Raw genomic sequence first — 22,447 nt, 5'->3', positions numbered from 1 at the left:
AGTCAAGGCCTCGACACGGTCCGGTCTGAATGGGTGGTGACACCCATCTTCGGATCCTGCGGCACGTTCTGCGGCACTATTGCGCCATGCCAGCCAGCCCAGCCAGTGCGCCGCTGCCGACCGGCGTACGCCTCGGCTACGGTCTCGGCTCCGTGGCGACGGGCACGTTCGGCACCATCCCGGGCCTGATGCTCCTCCCCTATCTCACCGACAGCCTCGGCATCGCCGCGCTGGCCGCGGGGTTCATCGTGTTCGCCCCGAAGGCGTGGGACGTCGTGCTCAACCCGATCGCCGGCCGGATCAGCGACCGGACCGTCGACCCCCGAGGCCCTCGCCGCCCCTGGCTGCGGCGCGCGGGGATCGCGCTGGCGGTGTCGTTCGCGGTGCTGTTCGCGGCGCCGTCGATGGCGACGGGGCTCGAGGCGCTCTGGGTGCTGGTCGCATTCCTGGCCTGCGCGACGGCGTACGCGTTTTTCCAGGTGCCCTACGTCGCCATGCCCGCCGAGCTGACCGGCTCCTACGACGAGCGAACCCGGCTGATGACCTGGCGCGTCGCGATCCTGGCGCTGACCATCATGCTCGCCGGCGCCACCGCGCCGATGATCCGCGACACCCTCGGCGGGCGCGACGGCTACCGGGTCATGGGCGTGGTGATGGCCGTGCTCATCCTGGTCGGCGTGATCAGTGCGTACGCCGGCACCCGCCGGGCGCCGATCCACACCGTGCAGCCCGGTGCGGGCGGGCTGCGTGACCAGCTCCGGATCGTCGCCGCGGCGCCCGACTTCCGGCGGCTGCTGGTCACGTTCGTCATCCAGGCGGTGGCGTTCGGCGCGATGCTGGCCGGAGTCGACTACCTGGCGGCCAACGTGCTCGGCGGCGGTGGTGCGGCGACGGTGCTGTTCGTCTGCTTCGTCGGCCCCGCGCTGCTGCTCACCCCCGCGTGGACCGCGCTCGGCACCCGGATCGGCAAGAAGGGCGGCTACGTCGCCGCCTCGGTCGTGCTCGCCGTCGGCGCGCTGATCGCCGCGACCGCCCAGGCCGCTCCGGTCGCGGTGGTCTACGCCGCGGTGCTCCTCGTCGGCACCGGCTACGCGGGCTGCCAGGTCTTCCCGATGGCGATGCTTCCCGACGCCGCCGCGGTCGATGCCCGGCGCAGCGGCTCGAGCCGGATCGGTGTCTACACCGGCGTCTGGACGGCGGGCGAGACGCTCGGGCTCGCGCTCGGTCCGGGTGTCTACGCGGCGGTGCTCGCGCTCGGTGGCTACCGGTCGTCGACCGGCGGCGCCGTCGACCAGCCCGACTCGGCGCTGGCCGCGATCACGCTCGGGTTCTCCGTGCTGCCGGCCTGCCTCGCTCTGCTCAGCCTGCTGTGGCTGCGACGCTACTCGCTGACCGCCACCGACGTGGACGACCCCGACGACCCCGACGACCCCGATGGGACGGTGACCGCATGACCGACGCCCTTGACCAGCTCCGCTCGATGCAGGCCGCCGACCTGCCGGTGCACGGTGGCCGCACCCTCGCCTATGTCTACGACTCCGGGCTGCCCGACATCGACCGGATCGGCCGCGAGGCGGTCGCGGCCTATGCCGGCTCCAACGGCCTGGACCCGACCGCCTTCCCGAGCCTGCTCCGGATGGAGACCGAGGTGGTCGGCATCGTCGCCGACCTCCTGGCCGCCCCCGAGACGGTGGTCGGCACCGTCACCTCCGGCGGCACCGAGTCGGTGCTGCTCGCGGTGCAGACCGCCCGCGATGCCCACCCCGAGATCGATCGGCCGCGGATGGTGCTGCCGAGCACCGCGCACGCCGCGTTCCACAAGGCAGCGCACTACTTCGGCGTCGAGCCGGTGCTGGTGCCTGTCGGCCCGGACTTCCGCGCCGATCCGGCAACGATGGCCGCCGCGATCGACGACCGCACGGTGCTCGTGGTGGCCTCGGCGCCGTCCTACGCCCACGGCGTCGTCGATCCGGTGACCGCGATCGCGGCAGTCGCTGCCGAGCGCGGGGTCCGCTGTCATGTCGATGCCTGCATCGGTGGCTGGGTGCTGCCCTACGCGTCACGGCTGGGGCGCGACGTACCGGCATGGACGTTCGCCGTCGAGGGCGTCACCTCGATCTCGGTCGACCTGCACAAGTACGCCTATGCACCCAAGGGCACCTCGGTGCTGCTGCACCGCACCCCGCAGCTGCGCCGGCCCCAGTTCTTCGCCTCGGCCTCCTGGCCGGGCTACACCATGCTCAACTCGACGATGCAGTCGACGAAGTCGGGCGGGCCGCTGGCCGGCGCCTGGGCGGTGCTGACCTCGTTGGGCGATGCCGGCTACGAGCGTCTCGCTCGCGACGTCTTCGAGGCGGTGGACCGCATCGCCGCGGGCATCACCGACCTCCCCGCGCTCAGCCTGGCCGGCAAGCCCGACTCCACGCTCCTGGCCCTCACCACCGACGCCGGTTGCGACCCGTTCACGGTCTGCGACGAGATGGCGGCCCGTGGCTGGTACGTCCAGCCGCAGATGTCCTACGCGGGCGCACCCGCCACCATCCACCTCTCGGTGAGCGCCGCGACCCTCCCCCACGTAACCGAACTCCTGGCCGCCCTGCGCGAGGCGGTCGCCGCCGCGGTCGCCTCGGGCCCGGTCAGCGTCGACCCCGGGGTGGCGGCGTTCATCGCCGACCTCGATCCGCGCGCCCTGAGCGACGACGACTTCGACGGCCTGCTGGCCGCCGCCGGACTTGTCGGCGAGGCCGGCCCCGACGGCGACCTGGCCCTGCCGCAGCGGATGGCCGAGGTCAACGCGATGCTCAACCTGGCCTCCCCGGCGATGCGCGAGGCGCTGCTCGTGGCCTTCCTCGACCGGCTGACCCGGCCCCGCCGGAGCTGAGCCCTACCCGCACAGCACGACCCGTTCAGCCGGCCATGGCGGCGATCCGGGGATCGGCACGCCCCAGGACGTCCAGCGCGGACGCCACGTCGCCGGCGGCCAACGCACGCCGCACCTCGGTGGAGGAGCAGGTGCGCTCGCCGAGGCGCACCAGGTCGACGCCGCTCACCTCGAACCCCAGCCGGCGGCCGGTCTCGGCGAGGAACGCGACGTCACCCTCTCCCCCGTGGCCGCAACGGAAGTTGTCGCCGACCACCAGCGACCGCAGCCCGAGACGGCCCACCAGGCCCTGCTCGACGAAGTCGGCCGCGGGCTGGGCGGCGAGCTCGGGGGTGAAGGGCAGCACGACGACGCCGTCGACGCCGAGGGCGAGCGCCTGCTCGATCCGGTCCTCGACCGAGAGCAGCTGGAGCGGCGCGCGTTCGGGGGCCAGCACGGTCAACGGGTGTGGCTCGAAGGTGACCAGCACGGCAGGAAGGCCGAGCCGGCGCCCCTCCGCCAGCGCCGCCTCGACCAGCGCGACGTGCCCGCGGTGGAACCCGTCGAAGACACCGACCGTGGCCACCGATGCGCAGAGGTCGCCAAGATCGGGCCAGTCGCGCCATACGCGCTGGCGCTGTCCGGTTGTCAGCTGGTGCTGTGCGCTGGTCATCTGACGCTCCATTCGATGGGCGAGCCGGTCCGCCGGGGTGGAAACCGGCCGTGGGCACGCGGAGCGCGCCCACGGCCGGAGGTCGTCAGCCCTTCGACGGCTCGAGCTCGAAGTCGTAGCTGCTCCGGCGGGTGCCGGTGCCGTCGTCCTGCGGGTCGAGCACCAGCTCGGGCTTGGTCGCCTCGGCGACGTCGGAGTCGAGGTAGTCGCCGCCGGCGAAGTAGAGCTGCGTGGTCACCGACCGGTGACCGCCGGCGCGCACCTGGATGTGCAGGTGCGCCGGTCGCCACGGGTGCCAGCCCGCCGCCCCGATCAGCTGTCCGGTCGGACCGTCGGTCGGGATCTGGTACGGCGCGGGCTGGATCGTGCTGATCTCGAACCGGCCCTCCTCGTCGGTGACCACCACGCCGCGCAGGTTGCCGTCCGGCACGTGCGGGGCGAACCCCGAGTAGTAGCCGTCGGAGTCGGCGTGCCAGATGTCCACCTCGGCGCCCCCGAGCGGCTTGCCAGACGTGTCGCGCACCTGCCCCTCGAGCACGAGCGGGGTGCCCAGCTCGTCGTCGCGACGCGGCAGCGTGCAGGTGGAAGGCAGCTTGACCTGGTCGCTCAGGTAGTAGGGCCCGAGGATCGAGCCCTTCGTGCCGGACTGCGACTTGGCGACCTGCTCCTCCACGGCGTGCTCGACGAACACGTCCATGAACAGCGGCCACTCGCCGCCCTCACCGACGTCCATCAGCCACGCCTTGGCAGCCTGGAACTCGGGATAGGTGACGTCGTGCTTGGTGATCGCGTCGTGCACACCCTGGAGGACGTCGGTGACGATCGCCGCGACCCGCTCCGGCGGGGTGTCGGCCACGTCGGCGGTGGCCGTGGTCGCCTTGAAGCTCTTGCTGGCGCTGGCTCCCGAGCCGGCAGCTGTCGGGGATTCCTGCGTGGTGGTCATGATGACCTCACTTCCGGTTGAGGATGAGCGAGACGTCGGTGGGGTTGATCAGGTCGGGAGCGGTCCAGCCGTCGAGGTCGTACTCGCCGAGGAACTCTTCGGCGAAGCCGGTCATCTTCTCCGCCTCGCCCTGCGCCTCGGCGGCGAAGAGGATCTCCGCCTTCACGTTCTCGTGGTTGCCCGAGTAGTTGCGCTCGTAGAGCTCGTGGCGGCCGCCGAACTCGGTGCCGACGGCGTCCCACAGGGCCTTCATCAGCTTGGTGCGGTCGACGGCGTCGTAACCGTTGGAGCCACGGACGTACTTGTCGAGGTAGGGGCGCACCTCCGGGGTCTTGAAGTCGATCGCGTTGGAGTTGAGGTAGATCAGGCCCGAGGCCACGTCCTGCTGGATGATCTCCTTGACCCGGGGGTACATCTGGATCATCAGCTGGCGGTAGACCATCCCGTAGTCGAGCTTGGGCAGCGCCATGCCACCCGGGCCCCGGTCGGGGTTGGCCGCCATCGCGTCCGCGAGCGCCCGGAAGGTGTTGCGGTAGCCGATGACCTCACCGACCCGGGTCTGCACACCGCGGAAGTCCTTGGTGCCGGTGGCCTCGAGCGCCTTGAGCAGCAGCCCGGCGATGAACTCCAGCTTGGTGGCCAGCCGGATGCAGCCGTGGAAGGTGAACCGGTGGAAGAAGCCGGTCTGCATGGCGAAGCCGTTGATCTTGTCGGTGTCGCCGTAGACGAAGATGTTCTCCCACGGCACCAACACCTTGTCGAAGACGAAGATGGTGTCGTTCTCGTCCATCCGGCTCGAGAGCGGGTAGTCGAAGGGGCTGCCGAGCGTGTCTGCCTGCATGCCGTACGACGGCCGGCAGATCAGCTTCACACCGGGTGCGTCCATCGGGACCGTGCACACCAGGGCGTACTCCTTCTTCTTGATCGGGAGCCCGTAGTGCGCGATGAAGTTGTAGTTGGTGATCGCCGAGCCGGTCGCGACGACCTTGGCGCCGGAGACGATGACGCCGGCGTCGGTCTCCTTCTCCACCTTCATGAAGACGTCGCCGACCTCGTCCGGCGGCAGGTTGCGGTCGACCGGCGGGTTGATGATCGCGTGGTTCCAGTAGAGGACCTTCTCCTGGCTCTCCTTGTACCAGCGCTTCGCGTTCTCCTCGTACGGCGCGTAGAACTCGGGGTAGCCGCCGAGGGTGCCGAGGAAGCTGCCCTTGTAGTCGGGGGAACGACCCATCCAGCCCCAGGTCTTGCGTGCCCAGGTCTCGATCGCCTTGCGGTCGGCACCGAGGTCCTCGGAGGTCTTCGGGGTCTTGAAGAACGGGTGCGTCCAGCCGCCGTTGCCGGTGTCGGTCGGCACCCAGACGTCCTTCTTCAGCTGCTCGTCGTGCAGCGAGTCGTAGAGCCGGGCAGTCATCCGGATCGGGTTGCGGAAGGCCGGGTGCTCGGTGACGTCCTTGACCCGCTCGCCGTAGATCCAGATCTCACGATCGTCCTTGAGGCTGTCCATGTAGTCGTTGCCGGTCATCGGCGCCGACGTCGTGGGTGTCTCCGGTGCCGCGGTGGTTTCGGTGCTGTCGTCGATCTGCGTCATGCCGTTGTCTCCTCAGATGGTTGGGACGTGTGTCGATGGGGCTGAGAGCGGGGGTAGGGATGGAGCGTGGATCGAGCCGGGGCCTCTAGGCGTGTGCGGCCTCGGCGAGCGGACTGAAGCTCGCGCTCTCGAACCATCCCGAGGTCGGGCAGTCGATCGAGCCTCCCCAGTGGATGCCGGGTGCCCTGTCCTGCTGCGGGCTGAGGTAGCGGAACTCGCCCCCGAAGAAGAGCAGCGGCTGCTTCTCGGTGAGCTCGACGGCCTCGACCTCGCCGATGACGATGAGGTGGTCACCGCCGTCGTAGGTGCGCCAGGGGCGGCACGAGATCGTCGTGGCTGCCCCGGCGAGGATCGGCGCGGTCGGCCCGTCCGCCCACGCGGGCGGTTCATCGGCCGGGCGGCCGGCGAAGTGCCAGGCGACGTCGAGCTGGTCGGAGGCCAGCACGTTGATCGCGAAGGACTGACCGTCGAGGAACTGGCACGCCTTCGACGTGCGCCCCAGAGTCACCTGAGCGAGCGGCGGGTCCAGCGACACCGCCGTGAACGCGTTCACCGTCGCGCCGTGCGCCTGGCCTTCGTCGCTGTCGCAGGTGACCACGGTGACCCCGGTGGCGAAACCACCGAAGGCGTTGCGGAGCTCTCGCGAATCCATGCCTACCTCCTGTACGCTGTGCGTACGATCTGCACGCCTAGCGTACAACGACTGTGTCCGGCATCACACGAGAAGTCAACGGGTCGGACCACTTCCATTGGTACGCATGCGGTCTCGACTGAGTGGAGAAAGCGACACGATGGACAACGGCTCCGAGAGGGACATCATCCAGAGCATCGAGCGCGGCTTCGCCGTGCTGCTCGCCTTCGACGCCGACCTGCCGACGGCGTCGCTGGCCGAGGTCGCGCAGAAGACCGGGCTCTCCCGTCCCGCCGTCCGGCGGATCCTGCTGACCCTGGAGAAGCTCGGCTACGTGACCGGGGAGTCGGGCCGGTGGCAGCTGACCCCGCGCGTGCTCACCATCGGCCAGCACTACGGCGCCACCCATGGCGTCGTCGAGATCACCCAGGCACACCTGCTCCGGATCGTCGAGCTCACCGGCGAGTCCGCCTCGTTCGCGCAGCTCGACGGCATCAACGTGGTCTTCGCGGCACGGGTCAACGCACGCCGGGTGCTGACCAACGGCATCGACATCGGCACCCGGCTCCCGGCTCATGCCACCTCGGCCGGGCGCGTCCTGGCGGCGTTCGGGCGGGCCGAGGTCGTGGACCGGATCATCGACGAAGGCGGCCTCCCGGCCCTGACCGAGCGCACCGTGACCGACCCCGTCGCCTTCCGCGACGTCCTGCACGAGATCCGCACCCAGGGCTACGCGCTGGTCGACGGCGAGCTCGAGCAGGGCTTCTTGTCGATCGCGGTGCCGGTGCGCGACAGCGGGGGCACCGTGGTGGGTGCGCTCGCCTGCTCGACCTCCCGCGGACGCCACACTCCCGACGACATCGTCCGCGACGCGCTGCCCCACCTGCTGGAGAGCGCCGAGGCCGTCAGCGCCGACCTCCAGGCGATCAGCGTCAGCCCGCGAGTGCTGCCCGGCGGACCTCGCCCGGGCATGTTCTCGCCCTACGGCCCCTCATGACCCATCTGCTCCCCGCTCCCCCGTCGGCCCGGCGATCGCGGGCTCAGGTCGAGGCGATCTCCACGAGCCGAGCCAGGGCCCGGGCGAGCACCGGGTTCGCGTCGCCCTCTCGGGTCGCGGCGACGAGATCGACACCGGGCGTGCCGGCCAGGGGGACATAGACCACGCCCGGGACGTGCAGGACCGAGGTGGGCTCCGGCACCACCGCCACCCCCAGCCCCGCGGCGACGAACGTGACCAGCGTCGAGGTCTCCGCGACCTCGTGCACCACCGTGAGCTCGAGACCCGCCTCGGTGAAGAGATCCTGGATCAGCGAGTTCATCGCCGACCGGCCACCGCCGGCATGGATGATCACGCCCTCCTCGGCGAGGTCGGCGACCCGTAGCCGCTTGCGGGCGGCAAACCTGTGCTCCTGCGGCATCGCGACCAGCAGCCGCTCGCGGCGTACGTCTCGAACGCTCAGGCCGGCTGTGTCCGGGAGACGACGCAGCACGGCGAGGTCGAGCTTCTCCTCGTGCAGCGCCGTGACCTGCTCGGGCGAGAGCATCTCGCCGCGGAAGCCGAACTCCACCTCCGGCAGCTCGCTGCGCAGCGCCTTCGCGAGAGCCGGCAGCAACGAGTACGTCGCCGACCCGACGCACCCCACCATCAACCGGCCGGTGCGTCCGGCCGCGGTGCGCCGCGCGACCTCGCCGGCGTCGTCGACGGCGGCGAGGATCTCCCGCGCACGGTCCAGGTAGACGACTCCGGCCGGCGTGAGGTCGACCCGGCGGGTGGTGCGGGTCAGGAGCGTGACGCCCAGCTCCGCCTCGAGCTGGCGGATCTGCTGCGACAGGGGCGGCTGCGCCATATGCAGCCGCTCCGCCGCGCGGCCGAAGTGGCGCTGCTCGGCGACGGCGACGAAGTAGCGAAGGTGGCGCAGTTCCATAAACCCATACTTACAGAGTTTCAGTCATCGCGAAATAGATACTTCACAGTATCGAATGACAGGTCTAGGTTCGGGTCATGCCCGACATCGTCATCTGCGAACCCGTACGCACCCCGGTGGGTCGCTACGGCGGCGCCCTCTCCTCGCTCTCCGCCGTCGACCTCGCCTCCACGACCCTCACCGAGCTCGTCCGCCGCACCGGTCTGCAGGAGGGCGACGTCGACGACGTGATCCTCGGCAACTGCTATCCCAGCGGCGAGAATCCCGCCATCGGCCGCATCGCCGCGCTCGACGCCGGCCTCGGCACCGGCGTGCCCGGGCTCCAGCTCGACCGCCGCTGCGGGTCGGGTCTGCAGGCTGTTCTGTACGCCGCATCGCAGATCGCCAGCGGTGCAGGCAGCGTCATCGTGGCCGGTGGCGCCGAGTCGATGTCCAACGTCGAGCACTACGCGCTCGGGCTGCGTACCGGCGTCAAGGGTGGCTCCGTGGAGCTGATGGACCGCCTGGTCCGGGCTCGCGAGACCGCCGGCGGCAAGGACCACCCCGTGCCCGGAGGGATGCTGGAGACGGCCGAGAACCTGCGCCGTGAGTACAACATCTCCCGCGAGGAGCAGGACGAGCTCTCGCTCCGCTCTCAGCAGCGCGCCGGCGCCGCGCACGAGGCCGGCAAGTTCGCCGACGAGCTCGTGCCGGTGACCGTCCCGGGGCGCCGCGGCAAGCCCGACGTGGTGGTCGACCGTGACGAGCACCCGCGACCCGAGACCACCCTCGAGCAGCTCGCCGCCCTGCGCCCGGTTCGAGCCAAGCTCGACGAGGCATCGACGGTGACCGCCGGCAACGCCAGCGGCCAGAACGACGGCGCCGCGATGTGCATCGTCACCACGCGCGAGGAGGCCGAGCGCCGGGGCCTGCGGCCGCTGCTGGCCCTGAAGTCGTGGGCTGTGGCCGGTGTCGGACCCGAGGTGATGGGCATCGGGCCGGTGCCCTCCACCGCGGCCGCCCTCGAACGCGCCGGGCTCACCCTCGACGAGATCGACGTGCTGGAGGTCAACGAGGCCTTCGCCGCCCAGGTGCTCGCGTGCCTGCGCGAGTGGAAGATCGACCCGACCGACGAGCGGCTCAACCCCAACGGGTCGGGCATCTCCCTGGGCCATCCGGTGGGCGCCACCGGCGGTCGCATCCTGGCCACGCTGGCCCACGAGATGCGTCGTCGTGAGGCACGCTACGGCCTCGAGACCATGTGCATCGGCGGTGGCCAGGGCCTGGCCGCGATCTTCGAGCGGGTCGACTGATGAGCGCGAAGACACCGGCCGTGGCCGTGCACCACGTCGTCACCGGCCCCGCCGACGCCCCGGTCGTCGTGCTGTCCAACTCGCTCGGCTCCACGATGTCGATGTGGGACGCCCAGGTCGACGCCCTCACCGAGCACTTCCGCGTGGTCCGCTACGACACCCGCGGGCACGGCGGCTCGCCGGTGCCGCAGGGCCCCTACGACATCGACGACCTCGCCGACGACGTCGTGTCGCTGCTCGACTCCCTCGGCGTCGAGAAGGCCCACTTCGTGGGCCTCTCGCTCGGCGGCATGACCGGCATGCGCCTGGCCGCACGCAACCCCGAGCGTGTCGACCGGCTCGTGCTGCTGTGCACCGGCGCCAAGCTCGACCCCTCCAGCGCCTGGCACGACCGGGCTGCGACCGTACGTGAGAACGGCTCGGGCGCGGTTGCCGAGGCCGTCGTCGCCCGGTGGTTCACGCCGGGCTACCTCGCGACCAACGCCGAGGAGAAGGCCGCCGCCGAGGCGGTCGTCGCCTCCACGCCGGCCGAGGGCTACGCCTCCTGCTGCGAGGTCATCGCCACCATGGACCTACGCCCCGACCTGCCCCGCATCTCCGCGCCGACCCTCGCGATCGCCGGCGCCGACGACCCGGCCACTCCCCCGCCTCACCTGGAGGCGATCGCCGACAGCGTGCAGGACGGACGCGTCCTGGTGGTGCCCGAGTCGGCGCACCTCGCCAACGCCGAGCAGCCGCAGACCATCACCTCCGCGATCCTCGACCATCTGAGGGGCTGACCCGGATGAGCAGCGACCTCGCCACCCGCGTACGCCGCCTGGAGGATCTGCACGCGATCCAGCAGCTGCGCGCCCACTACTGCCAGGCGCTCGACGACGGCCGGTGGGACGACCTGGTCGACCTGTTCACCCCCGACGGTGCCTTCGTCGGGCTGTCCACGGCACGTGGTCACGACGAGCTGCGCACCTTCTTCGCCGACCTCCAAGAAGGCCCGCTCTCGGCGTGGTGGCACTTCTCGTCCAACGAGACGATCGACCTCGTGGGCACACCAGCCCACGTCGCGACCGGCGCGACCTGGCTCGACCAGCCCTGCGTCGTCGACGGGCGCGCCCACATCGCCGCCGGCCGCTACCAGGACCAGATGGTCCGCGGCGACGACGGCCGGTGGCGCTTCACCGAGCGCCGCGTGACGTTCTTCTACTGGGTGCCCGGTGACGAGGACTGGGCCCCTGCCCGCTACGGCTGGGCCCCGGCCCGCGCCGCCGCCGACGTACGCACTCTCGAACGGGCCGCACCGCAGCAGCCCTGACCTCATCCCCCGCACCCGGCACGGCGACGTGCCGGTGCCCCGCCGCGCTCCGCGCTTCCCACCCCACCGGGAGAGCCCATGTCCGAGACCACCACGACCCCCACGCCACCCACGCCACCCGCGTCTGCGACCGGCGCGCCTGCGACCGACCGCCGTACGCTCGCCCGGGTCTGCGCAGCGGTGCTCCTCGGCTCGGCCCTGGAGTGGTACGACTACTTCCTCTACGGCGCCGCCGCTGCCCTGGTCTTCGGCCAGGTGTTCTTCCCGAGCGCGTCCGCCTCGACCTCGCTGCTGCTGTCGCTGGCCACCTTCGGCGTCGGCTTCGTCGCCCGCCCAATCGGCGCGATGGTCTTCGGCCACATCGGTGACAGGTACGGCCGGCGCCCGGCTCTCATCGCCACCCTCATGCTGATGGGTCTGGCCACCACCGCCATGGCCCTCATCCCCTCGCACGCGGCCATCGGCATGGCCGCGCCGCTGCTCCTGGTGGTCATGCGACTGCTCCAGGGGATGGGCTCCGGCGCGGAGTACAGCGGCGCGTCGGTCTACGCCGTGGAGTACGCACCGCCCGGACGCCGCGGCCTGTTCGGCTCGTTCTCGGCAGCCGGTGTCTACCTCGGCCTGGTGCTGTCCTCGGGAGCGCTGCTGCTGACCACCTCGTTGACGAGCGAGGCCCAGTTCGCGTCGTGGGGCTGGCGGCTGCCGTTCCTCGCCAGCCTGCTGCTGGTCTTCCTCGGACTCTGGATCCGGCTGCGCCTGGAGGAGACGCCCGCTTTCGAGGAGGTCACCGACGACGCCGAGCCAGCCAAGGCTCCGTTGCTCACCCTGGTCCGCACCCAGTGGCGTAGCTTGCTGCTGGTGATGGGGCTGGTCGCCGCCCCGCTCTCCTTCAGCCACCTCTACCAGGTCTTCGCCCTGTCCTACATGGCCGATGCGGGCTACGACCGGCAGACCGGGTCGGCGGGTCTCCTGATCGCCGGCCTGGTCGTGATGGTCACCGCGCCGCTCGCCGGGATCGCCTCGGACCGCTTCGGGCGCCGTCCGGTGCTGATCGCGGGCGCGCTGTATGCCATCGCGTTCGCCTTCCCGTTCTTCTGGCTGGTCGACACGGGTCTCCCGGCCTTCGCGATGCTGGCGCTGGCACTAGCTCAGGGCGGAAGCGTGGGCATCATGTTCGGGGTGCAGGGCGTGATCCTCTCCGAGCTGTTCACCACGGCCAGCCGCTACAGCGGAGCCGCCGTCAGCCGAGAGTTCGCGGCGATCGTCTTCGGCGGGTTCGCGCCGCTCGTGGCGGTCAGCCTCGCCGCCGCTGGAGGCGGTGCCTCCTGGCCGGTGGGGATCTACGTCGTCGTGCTGGCAAGCATCACACTGGTCGCAGCCGTCCTGGCCCCCGAGACCTCGCGCGGCGACCTCGCCGACTGATCCCATCGAAGACACCATCCGCTCCGACCCAGAAAGCAGCTGAACACCGATGCTCTACCACGTACGCATGGACGTCCGGATCCCGCACGACATGGACCCCGAGGTCAAGGCCGACCTGGTCGCCCGCGAGAAGGCCTACGCACAGGAGGTGCAGCGCTCCGGGCGGTGGCCGCACCTGTGGCGGATCGTCGGCGAGTACGCCAACGTCTCGATCTTCGACGTCGAGTCCAACCAGGCGCTGCACGACCTCCTCTCCGGGCTGCCGCTGTTCCCCTACATGGACATCGCGGTGACGCCGCTGGCCACGCACCCGTCCTCGATCAGCTCCTGAGGCCTGAGGACACACCGCTGCCGGGCGGGCGGCCGGGCGCGTTCTCGTGCGCACGGTCGGCCTCCTCGTGGGCCTCGACCCGCACTCTGAGGTTCTTCATCAGCGGCTGGTCGCTCTGGATCGAGTAGTCGGCCCAGCCCACGAGCACGTTCATCTCCGGCATGTAGCCGGCGGCCGAACCGGCCGGGAGGTCGTAGGCGATGACCCGGTAGTTCTCCAGCGAGCGGACCGTGCCGTCCTTCGAGGTGGCGGTGATGTCGACGAGCTGCCCCTGCTCCAGCCCGCGCTCGCGCATGTCGACCTCGTTCATGAAGACCAGCGTGCGCAGGTTCTTCACGCCGCGATAGCGGTCGCTGTCGGAGTAGATGGTGGTGTTCCACTGGTCGTGCGAGCGCATGGTCTGCAAGATGAGCTCGCCCGGGCCCGGCACCACGTCGGGCAGGTCGACCAGGGAGAACTCCGCGGCCCCGGTCGGGGTCTTGAAGACCCGCTCCCGCGCCGGCTGGGCGATGCGGAAGCCGACCGGCTCCTGGCGTACGCGGCGGTTGAAGTCTTCGAACCCCACCAGCGCCCGGGACATCACGTCTCGGATCCGGTCGTAGTCCTCGACGTAGGACTCCCACGGCGTGGACGACTCCGGCAGCGTCGCCCGCGCCATCCCGGCGAGGATCGCGATCTCCGACCGCAGGTGCGGCGAGGCCGGCTTCTTCCGGCCATGGCTGATGTGCACCATGCTCATCGCGTCCTCGACGCTCACTCCCTGCTCGCTGCCCTTCTGCACGTCCTTCTCGGTGCGGCCCAGGCACGGCAGGATGAGCGCGCGGCGGCCGTGGACGAGGTGGCTGCGGTTGAGCTTGGTGCTGACCTGCACGGTGAGGTCGGTCTTGCGCATGCCCGCCTCGGTGTAGCGGGTGTCGGGCGCGGCGCGGACGAAGTTGCCGCCGAGCGAGACGAACACCTTGATGTCGCCGTTGTTCATCGCCCGGATCGTCTGCACCGTGTCGAGCCCGTGCTCGCGCGGCGAGGTGATGCCGGTGGCGGCGTCCATCGGCGCAAGGAACTCCTCCGTCGGGCGGTGGTCGATGCCGCAGGTGCGGTTGCCCTGCACGTTGCTGTGCCCGCGTACGGGAGAGGGCCCGGTGCCGTCTCGGCCGATGTTGCCCCGCATCAGCAGCAGGTTGACGATCTCGCGCACCGTGGAGACGCCGTGCTCGTGCTGGGTCACCCCCAGGCACCAGCTGATCACCGAGCGGTCTGCCTGCCAGTAGACGCTCGCCGCCTTGGTGATGGCGTGACGGGAGAGACCGGCCTGCGTCTCGAGATCCTCCCAGGGAGTCTCCTCCACGAGCCGCCGGTAGTCGTCGAACCCGCTGGTGTGCTCGGCCAGGAACTGCTCATCGATCACCGTCGCGTCGACGGCAGAGCGCTCGAGCAGCGCCTTGGCCATCCCGCGCATGAGGGCGAGATCGCCACCAGGACGCACCTGCAGGTCGAGCGAGGAGGTCTGGGTCTTGCGGTTGAGCCCCATGTCGAGGAAGTCGTGGGGCACGATGGTCGAGCGCGAGGCCGCCTCGACCATCGGGTTGACGTGGACGATCTGCGCTCCCCGCTTGTGGGCCTCGGCGAGGGAGGTCAGCATGCGCGGAGCGTTGGAGGCCGCGTTGACGCCCATGACGAACAGGGCGTCGGCCTTGCCCCAGTCGTCGAGGTCGGCGGTGCCCTTGCCGGTGCCGAGCGACTGCTTGAGGGCGCGCCCGGACGCCTCGTGGCACATGTTGGAGCAGTCGGGCAGGTTGTTGGTGCCGTACTCGCGCGCCCAGAGCTGGTAGAGGAACGTGGCCTCGTTGCTCAGCCGACCCGAGGTGTAGAACGACGCCTGGTCGGGCGAGTCGAGCGACCGCAGCGTGTCACCGACGAGCGCGAACGCTTCGGCCCAGGAGATCGGAACGTACGTGTCGGACTCCGGGTCGTAGCTCATCGGCTCGGTCAGCCGGCCCTGATCCTCCAGCGCGAAGTCGGTCCACGACTCGAGCTCGCTGACGGTGTGGGCGGCGAAGAAGTCTCGCAGCGTACGTTTGTGGGTCATCTCCCAGGTGACGTGCTTGACCCCGTTCTCGCACAGGTCGAGCTTGAGCCCGTGCTCGTCGTCGGGCCATGCGCAGCCGGGGCAGTCGAAGCCCTTCGGCGGCTGGTTCATCTGCAGCATCGCGATCGTGCCGCGGATGGGCTCACGCTCGCGGATCAGCACCTCGCCGACGGACTTCGCCGCGCCCCAGGCAGCCGCCGGGTGGTGGTAGTCCTGCTGCGACCACTGCTTGTCGTCGCCCTTGCCGTAACCGCCCTGGCCCTGCCCACCGTCGGCGTTGACCGGCGGCTGCGACGGCACGTCGCTGCGGTGCTCCGGAGCGGGCTCGACGCTCTCCCTCGCCTGGTGCGTCGGGTCGTGGGTGGCCTGCTCATGACGTTCCTGATCCATGGTGCGGAGTCCTTTCCGAGCCGAGGCGGGCGCTTGCCACCCATCCTGCCTCCGTTCTCATCGCTGCGCACCCTTCGGAGTGTCGGCGGCCCGGCCGGTTCGAAAAGCCCCCACCGCGCAAGGTCTGATTGCCCTAGGGTCGGGGGAATCCGCGGGCGACGCCACTGCTGGCAGGGCCCGACCTCGTGGCCCCACCCCTAGGAGGATCCGTGAGCGCACAGCGACGACACGGACAGCGCACCATCGCGACCGGCGCCACCGCCGTCGCCGTCACCCTGCTCGCGGCCGGCCTCGCCGGCTGTGGCAGCGGAGGCGGCAGCGCCGCCGATCCCAACGGCACGCTGGTCTTCGGGATCTCCGCCGACCCCGCGCAGATGGTGCCGTGGACCGCGACCTCGACCCAGTCGATCCAGGTGCTGTCCCAGATCTACAGCCCGCTGCTCAACACCGATGCCGAAGGCGTCCCGGAGGCGGGGCTCGCCGAGCTGCCGAAGATCTCCGACGACGGCAGGACCTACACCTTCACCCTCCGAGACGGCGTCACGTTCAGTGACGGCTCGGCGCTCGACTCGGCCGACGTGAAGAGCACCTACGAGCGGATCATGGACCCTGCCTCCAGCGCGAGCTCGGCGTCGTACTTCGCCTCGGTGGCGGAGATCAAGACACCCGACCCGCAGACGGTCGAGGTGATCCTGAAGCAGCCCGACGCCTCCTTCGACTCCGGTCTGACGGCGGTCAACACGGCGATCGTGCCCTCCGACGCCGACCCGAAGGCCCTGGAGACCGAGCCGATCGGCTCCGGGCCCTACCAGTTCAAGAGCCGCACCCCCAACGAGTCGATCACGCTGACGCGCAACGCCGACTACTACGCCGGCAAGCCGGGCTCGGCGAAGGTCGAGTTCCGCGTGATCCCCGACGAGCAGTCGATGGTGTCGTCGCTGAAGACGGGCTCGGTCGACGTGGCGATCTTCGACAACCCGGTGACCGCGAAGTCCGCGACCTCGGGCAAGACCGAGTCCACCACCGTCGACTCGCTCTCCTACCACGTGCTCCAGCTGCGGGCGACCTCACCGACCCTGAAGGACCGCAACGCCCGGCTCGCGATCCAGTGCGCCGTCTCCCGCGAGGACGTCATCGACTCCGCCGCGCTGGGGTCGGGCAAGCCGACCGGCCCGATCACCTCGCCCGAGTTCCGCTCCGACGCCGACGCGCAACCATGCCCCGAGCAGGATCTCGCCAAGGCGAAGGACTACCTGGCCAAGGCGGGCAAGCCCGACGGGTTCGAGCTGAACCTGATGACCTCCCAGGGTCTCTACTCGACCGCGGTCGACGAGGCGCAGAACATCCAGGCCCAGCTCGGCAAGGTCGGCATCAAGGTCAAGGTCGAGGCGCTCGACTCCAACGCCTACGTCGAGCGCTGGCTCGCCTCCGACTTCGACGCGGCGATCGCGATGAACGGCGGCAGCTCCGACCCGAACACGATGTACGGCCGCTACTTCACCAAGGCCGGCAGCTTCAACAAGGTCGCCGGCTACTCCAGCCCCGAGCTCGACAAGCTCTTCGCCGACGGCATCGCCACCACCGACGTCGCCGCCCGCAAGCCGATCTACCAGGAGATCTCCCAGCAGCTGGTCGACCAGGCGGCCTGGGTGTGGCTGTTCACCCCGGAGCTGTACGTCGTGGCAGACAAGGGCGTGGAGGGGTTGGAGAAGCGTACGGACGCCTCGATCTCGACGCTGTGGAAGGCGTCGGTCTCCTGAGCACGACGTCGACGCTCGCCCGGGTCGGCGCCGTCGGGCGCCACCCGGGTGCGCGCCGCGCCGGCGAGGCGGTCGTGACCCTTCTCGGGGTCTCGCTGTTCACCTTCGTGCTGCTGCGCGTGGTGCCCGGCGACCAGATCAGCGCGGCCTACGGCACCGCCGCGGGTGATCTCTCGCCTGCGCAGCTGCGCGCTCTGGAGTCCTACTACGGCATCAACGAGCCGCTCGTCTCCCAGTATCTGGGCTGGCTCGGCGGCGTGCTCACCGGCAACCTCGGGGTCTCGACGACCTCGCACCTCAGCGTGCTGTCGATGACCGCCCAGGCGTTGCCGATCACCATCGAGCTGGCCGTGCTGGCGATCGTGATCGGCGTCGTGCTCGGCGTGCCCGGCGGGATGCTGGCAGCGAGCCGCCCCGGACGGGCCCGTGACCAGGTCAGCCAGCTCACCAGCCTGGTCGCGCTCTCGGTGCCCTCGTTCCTGCTGGCCGCGGCGGTGTCGAGCTGGCTGGTCGACACGATCGGCTGGTATCCCAACGGGGAGGGCTTCCGCACGCTCGGGGAGGACCTCGGCCTCAACCTGCAGCAGATGCTCCTGCCGGCGCTCGTGCTCGGCATCAGCATCGCGCCGCCGATCCTGCAGACCACGCGCGCCGCGATCCTCACCGTCCGATCCGAGGACTACATCCGCACCGCCCGCGCCAAGGGCGTGGCCGGGCGGCGGCTGCAGGTGCGCCACATCCTGCGCAACGCACTGATCCCGGTGCTGACGATGAGTGGGCTCCAGTTCGGCTTCCTGCTCGGCGGGGCGCTGGTGGCCGAGCAGATCTTCGCGATCCCGGGCATCGGCCGCCAGGTGCTGCTCGGGCTGGAGCAGAAGGAGTACGCCGTGGTGCAGTCGACCGTGCTGGTGATCGCGGCGATGTTCGTGCTCGTCAACCTCCTCACCGACGTCCTCTACCGTCTGGTCGACCCGAGGGTGCGTGTCGAATGAGCGATCGGCAGCGAGCGAACATCGAACCTCTCATCGGGCTATGTCCGTATTCTCGCGCTCGCGCTACGGACGTGGCCCGATGAGCTCGGCTGCCGAGATGCATGAGGTGCCCGAAGTGCCCGCGACGCGAGCCTCGGGGCGCTGGCTCAACGCCTTTCGTACGCCGGGCGGGGTCGTCGGCGTGATCCTGATGGCGCTGGTGGGAGCGCTCGCGGTCTACGCCGCGGCCGGTTTCGGACCGGATCCGGCCGCCCAGGACGTCGGGGAGGCTCTGCAGGGGCCGAGCGGGAACCACTGGTTCGGCACCGACCAGTTCGGTCGCGACATCTTCGCCCGGGTCTGCTCCGGTCTGGCCAACTCGCTGCGTGTCGCGGCCGTCTCGGTGAGCGTGGCCGCGGTCGGCGGGGTACTGCTCGGCATCGTGGCCGGCTACTACCAGGGCGTCCTCGACCGGGTGGTCGGGGTGATCACCAACGTGCTGTTCGCGTTCCCGTCGCTGCTGCTCGCGCTGGCCCTGGCGGCCACCCTGCACCGCAGCTGGCTGACCGTGGCGGTCGCGATCGCGGTGGTCTACCTGCCGATCTTCGCCCGGGTGGCCCGCGGGCCCGTGCTGACGCTGCGCAGCGCCGACTACGTGCTCGCCGCGACCGCCATCGGCCGCAGCCGGCTCTCCACCCTCTTCGCGCACGTGCTGCCCAACATCCTCGGCATCCTGGTCGTGCAGGTCACCCTGTCGCTGTCGTGGGCGATCCTGACCGAGGCGGCGCTCAGCTTCCTCGGCTTCGGCACGCCTCCCCCGGCAGCCTCGCTCGGCGGCATGGTCTATGCGGCGCAGACGCTGGTCAGCGTCGCTCCGTGGATGCTCTACGCTCCCGGCGCCGCGCTGATCGTGGCCGTCGTCGGGCTCAATCTGCTCGGCGACGGCCTCCGTGCCGCGCTCGACCCACGAGGAGGAACCCCATGAGCGCAGATGACGCCACGAGCCTCGACGCACTCGCCACCGAGGCATCGAGCACCACACCGGGGCCGGCGATCGACGAGCTCTCGGTCACCGACCTGGTCGCGCTGATGAACGCCCGTGACGCGACGATCGCCGACGCCGTACGCCCCGCGCTCCCGGTCATCTCGGCGGCCGTCACCGCCGCGACCGAGCGGATGCGGGAGGGCGGCCGGCTCGTCTACGTGGGCGCCGGCACCTCGGGCCGGCTCGGGGTGCTCGACGCCTCCGAGGTGCCGCCGACGTTCGGTGTCGAAGACGTGGTCGTCGGAGTGATCGCCGGCGGTCCACGAGCGCTCGTCGACGCGGTCGAGGGCGCCGAGGACGACACCGCTGCCGGTGCCGCCGATCTGGCGGCGCTGGGCGTGGGCCGGCTCGACACCGTCGTCGGGATCGCCTCCAGCGGACGCACGCCCTACGTGCTCGGCGCGCTCGAGCACGCCGCCGGGGTCGGCGCGCTGACCGTCGGGCTCGCCTGCAATCTCGAGACTCCGTTGGGTCGCGCCGCCACCTACGGGATCGAGGTGGCGGTCGGCCCCGAGGTCGTCTCCGGGTCGACCCGGCTCGGCGCGGGCACGGCCACGAAGATGGTGCTCAACATCCTCTCCACGGCCACGATGGTGCAGCTGGGCAAGACCTACGGCTCGCTGATGGTCGACATGAGAGCCAGCAACGACAAGCTGCGACACCGCGCGGTCCGCATGGTCGCCGAGGCCACCGGAGCCGAGCGCACGACCGCGACCGCGGCCCTCGAGGCGGCGGGGTGGCACACCAAGCTGGCGATCGCGACGATCCTCACCGGGCTCTCCCCCGCCGAGGCGGCCGATGCCCTGGAGCGAGCCGGCGGCCGGCTGCGCACCGTCATCGAGGAGCGCGGCTGATGCGCGTGCTCGGCATGATCTCGGGCACCTCCCACGACGGCATCGACGTCGCGGTCGTCGATCTCGAGCCCCGTGGGCAGGCGCTGCACGCCACGATCATGCACCACACCTCGGTGCCCTATCCGAGCGATCTGCGGCGCCGCCTCATCGAGGCGATGCCTCCGGCACCGGTCGGGTTCGACGTCGTCTGCGAGCTCGACACCCGCATCGGGCAGGCTTTCGCGGCGGCAGCGGTCGAGGCCGTCGAGGCCGTCGGTGCGGTCGACGTCGTCTGCACCCACGGCCAGACCGTCTATCACTGGGTCGACGGCGACCGGGCTCTCGGCACCCTCCAGATCGGGCAGCCCGCGTGGATCGCCGAGGCGACCGGCGCGACGGTCGTCTCCGACGTACGCTCCGCCGACATCGCCGCAGGTGGCCAGGGGGCTCCGCTGGTGCCGCTGCTCGACGTGCGCCTGCTGGCGGCTCCGGCCACCGACCGGGTCGCGGCCGCGCTCAACCTCGGCGGCATCGCCAACATGACCGTGTGCGGCCCCGGCGCCGACCCGGTCGCCTGGGACATCGGCCCCGCCAACGCGCTCGTCGACGCGGTCGTCACCGACGCCCCGGGAGCCGCGACCTACGACCGCGACGGCGAGCTGGCCGCATCGGGCACCGTCGTGCCGTCGCTGCTCGACGCGCTGCTGGACTCCCCCTACTTCGCGCAGCCGGCGCCGAAGAGCACGGGCAAGGAGCTGTTCAACCTCGACTACGTGCGCGCCGCGCTCGCCCGCGCGGGCGTGGGGCCCTCGCTCCCCGACCTGGTCGCGACGCTGACCGAGCTCACCGCCATCTCCGTCTCGCAGGCGGTCGCCCGAGCCGGGGTCGAGGTGCTCGTGGCCTCCGGCGGCGGCGTACGCAACCCGGTGCTGATGCGGCGCATCGACGAGCAGCTCCCCGGAGTGCACGTCACCACCAGCGACGACCTCGGCGTGCCCTCCGACCACAAGGAGGCCGTCGCCTTCGCCCTCATCGGCTGGGCCAGCGTGCACGGGCTGGCCGGCAACATGCCCAGCTGCACCGGCGCGGCCGGCCCGCGCGTGCTCGGCACGATCAGCGCCGCGAGCCCGCTCCCCACCCCGCTCGCCGCCTGGCCCGAGAGGCTGGTGTTCGGATGAGCGACCGCGAGCCCCTCCAGGCCTACGCCGACCGTCTGCTGAGCATCGGCAACGACGGCAGCCACCCGGCCGGCGCCGTCCTCGGGCTGCGTACGCCGCACCGCTCCGAGGTCGCGCCGGCCGGCTGGGCAGACCTCCCCTCGGGCGAGCACCCCGGGGTGCCGATGCGGCCCGACCACATGCTCGACCTGGCCTCGGTCACCAAGGTGGTCGCGACCACTGCGATCACGATGCGGCTGGTCGCCTCGGGCGAGGTGCACCTCGACGACCCGGTGCACCGCCACCTGCCGGGCTTCGACCAGCACGGCAAGGACAGGATCACCCTCGAGATGCTGCTGACCCACACGGCCGGCCTGCGGCCGTGGTGGCCGGTCTACACCGCCGGCGTCGGCCGTCGCGACGAGGCGATCCGGGTCGTCGCGGACCTCCCGCTCGCCTACCCGCCGGGCACCGACCGGATCTACTCCGACCTCGGCCTGATCCTGGCCGGGGCGGTGCTCGAGCAGGTCACCACGCTCCGTCTGGACGAGGCGTACGACCAGCTCGTGGCCGCCCCGCTGGGCCTCTCCGCCCGCTTCGGCCCGCTCGCAGCCGACCGTGTCGCCACCAGCGCCGACAGCGACGGCTACGAGCGCGCGATGCTCGCCACCGACCAGCCGCGCCCGGTCGGCATCGACCCCGACCGCTTCACCGGCTGGCGCGACCGCCGGCTGCGAGGCGAGGTGAACGACGGCAACGCCGCGCACGCCCTCGACGGCGTCGCCGGGCACGCCGGGCTGTTCGCCACCGTCGACGACCTGCTGACCTACGGGGCCGCGCTCTGCGAGGGCAGCTTCGTGCCTCGCGAGGTGCTCGACCGCTTCGCCGCGCCGCACCCGGACCATCCCGACCAGGCCGTCGGCGCCTTTCTCGGCCGCGCCGGGGAGGTCACCTACCTGCAGCATCCCGGCTTTACCGGCACCTATCTCGCCATCGCTCCCGCGACCGGCGTCGTCGTCGCCGGGGGCGCGACCCGGTTGCACGGTCCGCTCGGTCCCCTCGGGCCGCTCGACCGCGTCCCCACCCGGCTCCCCGAGGTCGCCACCGGGCTCGAGGTCATCGAGGTGCTGCTCGACGCGGCGGGCCTGAAGGTGGCCCGATGAGCGAGCGTCAGCGAGCGACCAATCGACCCTTCATCGGGCCACCTCCGTATTCTGGCGCTCGCGCTACG

At 71.0% G+C, this 22,447-nt stretch carries 20 protein-coding genes; 14 read left to right on the top strand and 6 right to left on the bottom strand.

Features of this window, described 5'->3' with window-relative positions; all coding sequences use genetic code 11:
* Positions 1–86 precede the first annotated feature (86 nt).
* Positions 87–1,454, top strand: coding sequence for an MFS transporter (locus tag FB381_RS09450; RefSeq protein WP_141780053.1), 1,368 nt, complete (start codon positions 87–89; stop codon positions 1,452–1,454).
* The gene (locus FB381_RS09445; protein WP_141780052.1) at positions 1,451–2,881 is read left to right on the top strand and encodes a pyridoxal phosphate-dependent decarboxylase family protein; all 1,431 of its coding nucleotides are present in this window, start codon (positions 1,451–1,453) and stop codon (positions 2,879–2,881) included. The genes FB381_RS09450 and FB381_RS09445 overlap by 4 nt, the downstream gene beginning before the upstream one ends.
* Positions 2,882–2,906: 25 nt before the next feature.
* Here FB381_RS09445 and FB381_RS09440 read toward each other — a convergent pair whose 3' ends face one another.
* The 4 genes from FB381_RS09440 to FB381_RS09425 all read right to left on the bottom strand — a co-directional run bounded on the left by FB381_RS09440 (position 2,907) and on the right by FB381_RS09425 (position 6,716).
* The gene (locus tag FB381_RS09440; RefSeq protein WP_170225115.1) at positions 2,907–3,533 is read right to left on the bottom strand and encodes a hypothetical protein; all 627 of its coding nucleotides are present in this window, start codon (positions 3,531–3,533) and stop codon (positions 2,907–2,909) included.
* Positions 3,534–3,618: 85 nt separating this feature from the next.
* Entirely contained in the window at positions 3,619–4,476 is an 858-nt protein-coding gene (gene catA, locus FB381_RS09435; protein WP_141780050.1) for a catechol 1,2-dioxygenase, read from the bottom strand.
* Between the two features lie 7 nt (positions 4,477–4,483).
* Positions 4,484–6,064: a 4-hydroxyphenylacetate 3-hydroxylase family protein gene (locus FB381_RS09430; protein WP_141780049.1), complete on the bottom strand. Its 1,581-nt coding sequence runs from the start codon at positions 6,062–6,064 to the stop codon at positions 4,484–4,486.
* An 85-nt stretch (positions 6,065–6,149) separates the two neighbouring features.
* Entirely contained in the window at positions 6,150–6,716 is a 567-nt protein-coding gene (locus FB381_RS09425) for a flavin reductase family protein (RefSeq protein ID WP_141780048.1), read from the bottom strand.
* A 139-nt stretch (positions 6,717–6,855) separates the two neighbouring features.
* On the opposite strand from FB381_RS09425, the gene FB381_RS09420 reads away from it, so the two are divergent.
* Positions 6,856–7,692, top strand: coding sequence for an IclR family transcriptional regulator domain-containing protein (locus FB381_RS09420; RefSeq protein WP_141780047.1), 837 nt, complete (start codon positions 6,856–6,858; stop codon positions 7,690–7,692).
* 43 nt (positions 7,693–7,735) lie between these two features.
* Here FB381_RS09420 and FB381_RS09415 read toward each other — a convergent pair whose 3' ends face one another.
* Positions 7,736–8,620: a LysR substrate-binding domain-containing protein gene (locus FB381_RS09415; protein ID WP_141780046.1), complete on the bottom strand. Its 885-nt coding sequence runs from the start codon at positions 8,618–8,620 to the stop codon at positions 7,736–7,738.
* Between the two features lie 77 nt (positions 8,621–8,697).
* Here FB381_RS09415 and FB381_RS09410 point away from each other — a divergent pair, with 77 nt between their 5' ends.
* The 5 genes from FB381_RS09410 to catC all read left to right on the top strand — a co-directional run bounded on the left by FB381_RS09410 (position 8,698) and on the right by catC (position 12,974).
* Positions 8,698–9,912 (top strand): acetyl-CoA C-acetyltransferase, encoded by a 1,215-nt coding sequence (locus FB381_RS09410; protein WP_141780045.1) that lies wholly within the window; start codon positions 8,698–8,700, stop codon positions 9,910–9,912.
* Positions 9,912–10,691 carry a 3-oxoadipate enol-lactonase gene (pcaD, locus tag FB381_RS09405; protein WP_141780044.1) on the top strand — a complete coding sequence of 260 codons (780 nt, stop codon included), beginning with the start codon at positions 9,912–9,914 and terminating at the stop codon, positions 10,689–10,691. The genes FB381_RS09410 and pcaD overlap by 1 nt, the downstream gene beginning before the upstream one ends.
* Positions 10,692–10,696: 5 nt before the next feature.
* Complete coding sequence (locus FB381_RS09400) at positions 10,697–11,221, top strand: nuclear transport factor 2 family protein (RefSeq protein WP_141780043.1); 525 nt, start codon at positions 10,697–10,699, stop codon at positions 11,219–11,221.
* A gap of 78 nt (positions 11,222–11,299) precedes the next feature.
* Complete coding sequence (locus tag FB381_RS09395) at positions 11,300–12,643, top strand: MFS transporter (protein ID WP_141780042.1); 1,344 nt, start codon at positions 11,300–11,302, stop codon at positions 12,641–12,643.
* A 49-nt stretch (positions 12,644–12,692) separates the two neighbouring features.
* Entirely contained in the window at positions 12,693–12,974 is a 282-nt protein-coding gene (catC, locus tag FB381_RS09390) for a muconolactone Delta-isomerase (RefSeq protein WP_141780041.1), read from the top strand.
* On the opposite strand, the gene FB381_RS09385 is transcribed toward catC, so the two are convergent.
* A complete protein-coding gene (locus FB381_RS09385; protein ID WP_141780040.1) occupies positions 12,964–15,450 on the bottom strand; it encodes an FdhF/YdeP family oxidoreductase in 2,487 nt (828 codons plus the stop codon). The genes catC and FB381_RS09385 overlap by 11 nt on opposite strands.
* Positions 15,451–15,659: 209 nt before the next feature.
* Between FB381_RS09385 and FB381_RS09380 the strand changes: the two genes are divergently transcribed.
* The 6 genes from FB381_RS09380 (at position 15,660) to FB381_RS09355 (ending at position 22,379) form a co-directional block, all read left to right on the top strand.
* Positions 15,660–17,210 (top strand): ABC transporter substrate-binding protein, encoded by a 1,551-nt coding sequence (locus FB381_RS09380; protein WP_141780039.1) that lies wholly within the window; start codon positions 15,660–15,662, stop codon positions 17,208–17,210.
* Positions 17,189–18,202 carry an ABC transporter permease gene (locus FB381_RS09375; protein ID WP_211352376.1) on the top strand — a complete coding sequence of 338 codons (1,014 nt, stop codon included), beginning with the start codon at positions 17,189–17,191 and terminating at the stop codon, positions 18,200–18,202. Before FB381_RS09380 ends, FB381_RS09375 begins: the two co-directional genes overlap by 22 nt.
* A 115-nt stretch (positions 18,203–18,317) precedes the next feature.
* Positions 18,318–19,166: an ABC transporter permease gene (locus FB381_RS09370; RefSeq protein WP_211352375.1), complete on the top strand. Its 849-nt coding sequence runs from the start codon at positions 18,318–18,320 to the stop codon at positions 19,164–19,166.
* Complete coding sequence (murQ, locus tag FB381_RS09365) at positions 19,163–20,080, top strand: N-acetylmuramic acid 6-phosphate etherase (RefSeq protein WP_141780038.1); 918 nt, start codon at positions 19,163–19,165, stop codon at positions 20,078–20,080. The genes FB381_RS09370 and murQ overlap by 4 nt, the downstream gene beginning before the upstream one ends.
* Entirely contained in the window at positions 20,080–21,237 is a 1,158-nt protein-coding gene (locus FB381_RS09360) for an anhydro-N-acetylmuramic acid kinase (RefSeq protein WP_141780037.1), read from the top strand. Before murQ ends, FB381_RS09360 begins: the two co-directional genes overlap by 1 nt.
* Positions 21,234–22,379: a serine hydrolase domain-containing protein gene (locus FB381_RS09355; protein WP_141780036.1), complete on the top strand. Its 1,146-nt coding sequence runs from the start codon at positions 21,234–21,236 to the stop codon at positions 22,377–22,379. Before FB381_RS09360 ends, FB381_RS09355 begins: the two co-directional genes overlap by 4 nt.
* Positions 22,380–22,447: the final 68 nt, after the last annotated feature.

This window comes from Nocardioides albertanoniae (assembly GCF_006716315.1).
Lineage (GTDB): Bacteria > Actinomycetota > Actinomycetes > Propionibacteriales > Nocardioidaceae > Nocardioides > Nocardioides albertanoniae.
This window is presented reverse-complemented; position numbering and strand designations above follow the sequence as displayed.